At 70.1% G+C, this 4,757-nt stretch carries 4 protein-coding genes; 2 read left to right on the top strand and 2 right to left on the bottom strand.

Annotation, left to right across the window (positions count from 1 at the left end; translation table 11 throughout):
• Positions 1-237: 237 nt before the first annotated feature.
• Complete coding sequence (locus B9G38_RS14310; protein WP_086220817.1) at positions 238-1,110, top strand: sulfurtransferase; 873 nt, start codon at positions 238-240, stop codon at positions 1,108-1,110.
• Positions 1,111-1,154: 44 nt separating this feature from the next.
• Here B9G38_RS14310 and B9G38_RS14305 read toward each other — a convergent pair whose 3' ends face one another.
• Both B9G38_RS14305 and B9G38_RS14300 read right to left on the bottom strand, forming a co-directional pair.
• Positions 1,155-3,071: a prolyl oligopeptidase family serine peptidase gene (locus B9G38_RS14305; protein ID WP_086220816.1), complete on the bottom strand. Its 1,917-nt coding sequence runs from the start codon at positions 3,069-3,071 to the stop codon at positions 1,155-1,157.
• An 82-nt stretch (positions 3,072-3,153) separates the two neighbouring features.
• Positions 3,154-3,510, bottom strand: coding sequence for a hypothetical protein (locus B9G38_RS14300; RefSeq protein ID WP_086220815.1), 357 nt, complete (start codon positions 3,508-3,510; stop codon positions 3,154-3,156).
• 98 nt (positions 3,511-3,608) lie between these two features.
• On the opposite strand from B9G38_RS14300, the gene B9G38_RS14295 reads away from it, so the two are divergent.
• Positions 3,609-4,757 (top strand): FAD-binding domain-containing protein (locus B9G38_RS14295; RefSeq protein ID WP_086220814.1); only part of this gene is annotated, 1,149 nt, incomplete at its 3' end.

Below are 4,757 nucleotides of genomic sequence, written 5' to 3'. Positions count from 1 at the left end.
GGTCACGGCGGGCTCTCGGAGGAGCGCGGGCAGTTCGTGGGCAGCGGCGCGAAGGGCGTGGTGGAAAAGGCGGGCGTGCCCGTGACGGTGATCCGGTAGGTGTCATCATAAATAAACGTCCGTTCGGGCCCGACGCGGTCGTTTTCGACGGGTTCGCCCGGCTGCCGGTCGTCACAGGCGCCGGAAAGAACCGCCATTATCGGACGTTCAAAACGTCCTTCGGCCGTAGTAGGGGTGATGCCCGAAGACGTACTCGTCACGGCGGACTGGGTGGAATCGAACCTCGACGCGTTCCAGGACGACGACGCGGACCTCCGGCTCGTCGAGATCAACAACCCGACCGTCACCGACGAGTCGGAGTACACGCCCTACGAGGAGGGCCACGTCCCCGGCGCGCTGAACTTCGAGTGGGACGCGGTGTTCACCGACGAGACGGAGCGCGACATCGTCTCGAAGGCGGACTTCGCGGCCCGAAACGGTGAGGGCGGCATCGACGCCGACACGACGGTCGTCGTGTACGGCGGCGGCCGCGTCCCGAACTGGTTCGCGCTGTTCGGCTACTGGATCTACAAGTACTACGGCCACGACGACGTCCGCGTGATCGACGGCGGGAAGGGGTACTGGGTCGCCAACGACTACCCGCTCTCGACCGAGGAGCCCGACTTCACGCCCCGGGAGTACGAGGCCCGCGGCCCCTTCGAGAGCGTCCGCGCGTACAAGGACGACGTCGACAAGGCGATCGAGGAGGGGATCCCGATGGTCGACGTCCGCTCGCCCGAGGAGTTCTCCGGCGAGGTCATCGCCCCCGAGGGGCTCAACGAGACGGCCCAGCGCGGCGGCCACATCCCCGGCGCGAGCAACGTCCCGATCGGCACCACGCTGAACGAGGACGGGACGTTCAAGAGCGCCGAGGAGCTCCGCGAGCTCTACTCGGACGCCGGCGTCGACGGCGACGAGTCGACGATCACCTACTGCCGCGTCGGCGAGCGCTCGTCGATCGAGTGGTTCCTGCTCCACGAGCTGCTCGGCTACGACGACGTCCGTAACTACGACGGCTCGTGGACCGAGTGGGGCAACCTCGTCGGCGCCCCGATCGAAACCGGCGAGTAACCGACGCCCGCGGTCGCGGAGCCGGCTTTTCGAGAGCTGCCCCGTCAGTCGTCCAGCGACGCCACCGCGGTCCGCTCCGCGCCGATCCGGCGGTCGAGGAAGTCGTCGAGCAACTCCAGCGAGCGGATCTTCTGGTCGATGTCGCCCGAGCCGTGGCCCTCCTCGCCGAGCTCCTCGTACTCGTAGTCGGCGCCCTCCGCGAAGCCGGCGTCGTCGAGCGCGTCCCGGAGGATGCGCGCCTGCGAGACCGGCACTCGCGGGTCGTTGACGCCGTGGACGATCAGCAGCGGCGCGTCGACGTTCTCGACGTAGTTCACCGGGCTGCGCTCGCGGTAGACCGCCTCGTTCTCGTCCGGCTCGCCGAGGTTCTTCACCATGAGCTCCGTCCGGAAGTGCGGCATGGTGTTCTCATACATGTCGAACAGGTCGCTGACGCCGACCCACGTGACCCCCGCGGCGTACAGGTCCGGGTACTGGACCAGCTGCCAGTTCGCGGAGTAGCCGCCGTAGGAGCCGCCGTAGACGGCGACGCGGTCCTCGTCGAGCCAGTCGTACTCGTCGAGGACGTGCTCGGCGCCGGTCGCCACGTCGCCCTGCTCGGCGCCGCCCCAGTCGTCGTACAGCTCCTGAACGAACTCGCGTCCGCGCCCCGTGGAGCCGCGGTAGTTCACCTGAAGCACGGAGTAGCCGCGAGAGAGCAGGAACTGGACGCGGTAGCTGAACCGCCGGCTGTCGTGGTGTCGCGGGCCGCCGTGGGGGTTCACGACCAGCGGCGACGGGCGTCGACCGGAGTCGAACAGGAGGCCCTCGATCTCGAACTCCTCGTAGGGGTCGTGCTCGACCGCCCGCGCCGGCGTCTCGGGGACGCCGTCGGAGGCGAACGTCACCGTCTCCGGCTCGACGAAGTCGTCCGGGTCGAACGGGCCGTACTCAGCGTCGAACACCGTCTCCGTCGCGTCGGTCGCGAGGTCGTACGCGACGAGTTCCGGCCGCCTGCTCGACGTGGTCTGATACGCGAGCAGGCGGTCGTCCGCGAGGCGCCCGTCCGTCACGCTGGCGACCCCGGCCGGGAAGTCGAGCTCGCGCCCCTCGCCGGTCTCGGCGTCGTAGACGACCGGAACCGTCACGGCGCCGCGCGTCCGGCTCGCGACGAACCGGTCGCCGCCGTCGAGGAAGCGGCTGGGCGACTCCTCGAACTCGCCGTCGCCGAACCAGGTCACGTCGGCGTCTGCGGCGCCGTCCGCGCCGGCCCCGTCGCCGCTCAGGTCGACGATCCCGGCCCGCCCGAGGTCGGCGCTGTTGTCGGTGATCAGCAGGCGGTCGCCGTCTGGGCCCCAGTCGACGGGGGCGACCTCCGCGCCGAGGTCGCCGACCCCGAGAGTTCGGGCGTTCGACCCGTCGCCGTCGGCGACGTACGCGTCGAGGTTCTCGTAGGTGTCCGTCTCGTTGGTCGCGAACGCGATCCGGCCTCCGTCGGGCGACAGCTCGCCGGCGTTGACCGCGCGTTCGTAGTCGGTGACCTTCATCGTCTCGCCGCTCGGCACGTCGTGTCGGTAGAGGTTCATCTGCCCGTCGCGGCTGGAGCCGAGCAGGAGCGTCTCGCCGTCCTCGCTCACGTCGTGGAGCCGGATCTGGCCGTCCATCTCGACGACGGGCTCGCTCTCGCCGTCGAGCGACATCGCCCACACGTCGTGCTGCTCGTCGCCGGCCTCGTCGCGGTGGTAGAAGAGGCGGTCGCCGCTGGGGTCCCACTCGAAGCCGGCGCGGACGGACCGGGGCACGTCGCCGTCGCTGAGCTGCTCCAGCGAGCCGTCCTCCGGGTCACAGAGGTGAAGCTCGTTCCGGCCGCTCACGTCGTAGTAGAGGGCGACCGTCTCGCCGTCCGGGGACACGCGCGGGCTCGCTATCGTCGGCAGCGAGGCGAGTTCGCGCAGTACGTCGGTCTCGTCTGAGTCTGACATCCGGATCATACCGGCGGCGGAAACGTATTGAACGTTTCCCGGGTGTCCGTGGGCGCGCGCGGCGCGGCGATACGGTGGACCGTCAGGCGGGCGCCGATTCGGTGACGCGCTCTAACTCGGCGATGCCGAGCGCCATCCCGAACACCATGAGGCCGAGCGCAGCGACGCCGGCCGGAAGGGAGATCTCCGCGATCACGCTCGCGGTAAACGCTCCGATACCGCCACCCATGGCCCCCCGAAACCGCGCCAACCGATCCGGATCGCCACGCGACGTTTCCCGCCACGCCTTCCGGTGGGCGACGACGAGCGATGTCGCCGCCGCGTAGAGTGGAAATATCGCGGCGGTTACAAACGGGTCTCCGGGGAAGAAACGCGTGACGAGACCGGCGACGGACAGTCCGACGATCAGGGAGACACCGTAGCGGAGGGCTCGGTTCACGGTCGTTTATTGTAGGTGTTTCCTAAATGTATTCTGTTCAGTTACCGGCGACGACCCGCCGACAGACCCTTGTCCGGACGCGCCGAACTCCGTGTGAAATGGGCTCGTTCGCGGACGTTCCCCTTCCCGTGGCGCCGGACGCCGAGGCGGTCCGCTCCCTCTCGCGGCCGGAAGGCGCCGACCCCGGAACCGTCGTCTGGCACCGCGACGACCTGCGGATCGCGGACAACCCGGCCGTCGCGGCGGCCGCCGACGAGTCCGACCGAATCCTCCCGCTGTTCGTCTTCGACCCCGGCTTCCACGACGAGCGCGGCGCGGCCTGCGACGCGCGGATCGCGTTCCTCCACGACTGCCTGCGCGACCTCGACCGCCAGTACCGCGACGTGGGCGGCGCGGGACTGACCTTCGCGCACGGCGACCCCCTTGACGTGCTGGGGCGGTTCGTCGACGCCGGCTGGGACGTCGTCGCGAACGCGACGGCGACCGGTCGGTACGGGCGGCTGCGCGACGACCGCGCCCGCGAGCGGCTCGGCGTCCGCTTCGTCGCGGGCGACGGGCTCGTCCGCGACGCCGACCGCCCGCGGGAGGACTGGAGCGACCACGTCGAGGCGTGGCTCGCGGGCGACCCGTCCGACTGGGACCCCCGGTCGGTCGCGGTCGAGCGCCTCGAGACGGGTATCGATCCCAAGACGGTCGCCGACGCGTACGGGATCGAGCCGGCGAAGACGGGCGTCCCGACCGGCGGACGAGAGGCGGCCCGCGAGCGGCTCCGGTCGTTCACCGAGCGGATCGCCGACTACCCCGGCTCCATCTCCTCGCCGGTCGACGCCCGCGACGGGACGAGCGGCCTTTCCCCCTATCTGCGGTTCGGCTGCCTCTCGGTCCGCGAGGTCCACCGGCACGTCGACGAGCGCGCGCCGGACGGGCGCGGCAAGTCGATGTTCGTCTCCCGGCTGTTCTGGAACCGTCACTACGCCCAGAAGCTGCTCGACTGGCCGGGGTGGCTCGACCGGGCCGTCAACCCCGTCTACCGCGGCTTCAATCGCGACCGCCACGACCCCGACCTCGTCGCGGCGTGGAAGCGCGGCGAGACGGGGTTCCCGATGGTCGACGCGAGCATGCGCTGTCTGCGGGAGACCGGGTGGCTGAACTTCCGGATGCGGGCGCTGTGCGCGAGCGTCTACTTCCACGTCCTCCAGCAGCCGTGGCGGATCGGCGCGGACCACTTCTACGAACACCTGATCGAC

The sequence above is a fragment of the Halorubrum sp. SD612 genome, assembly GCF_002135005.1.
This window is presented reverse-complemented; position numbering and strand designations above follow the sequence as displayed.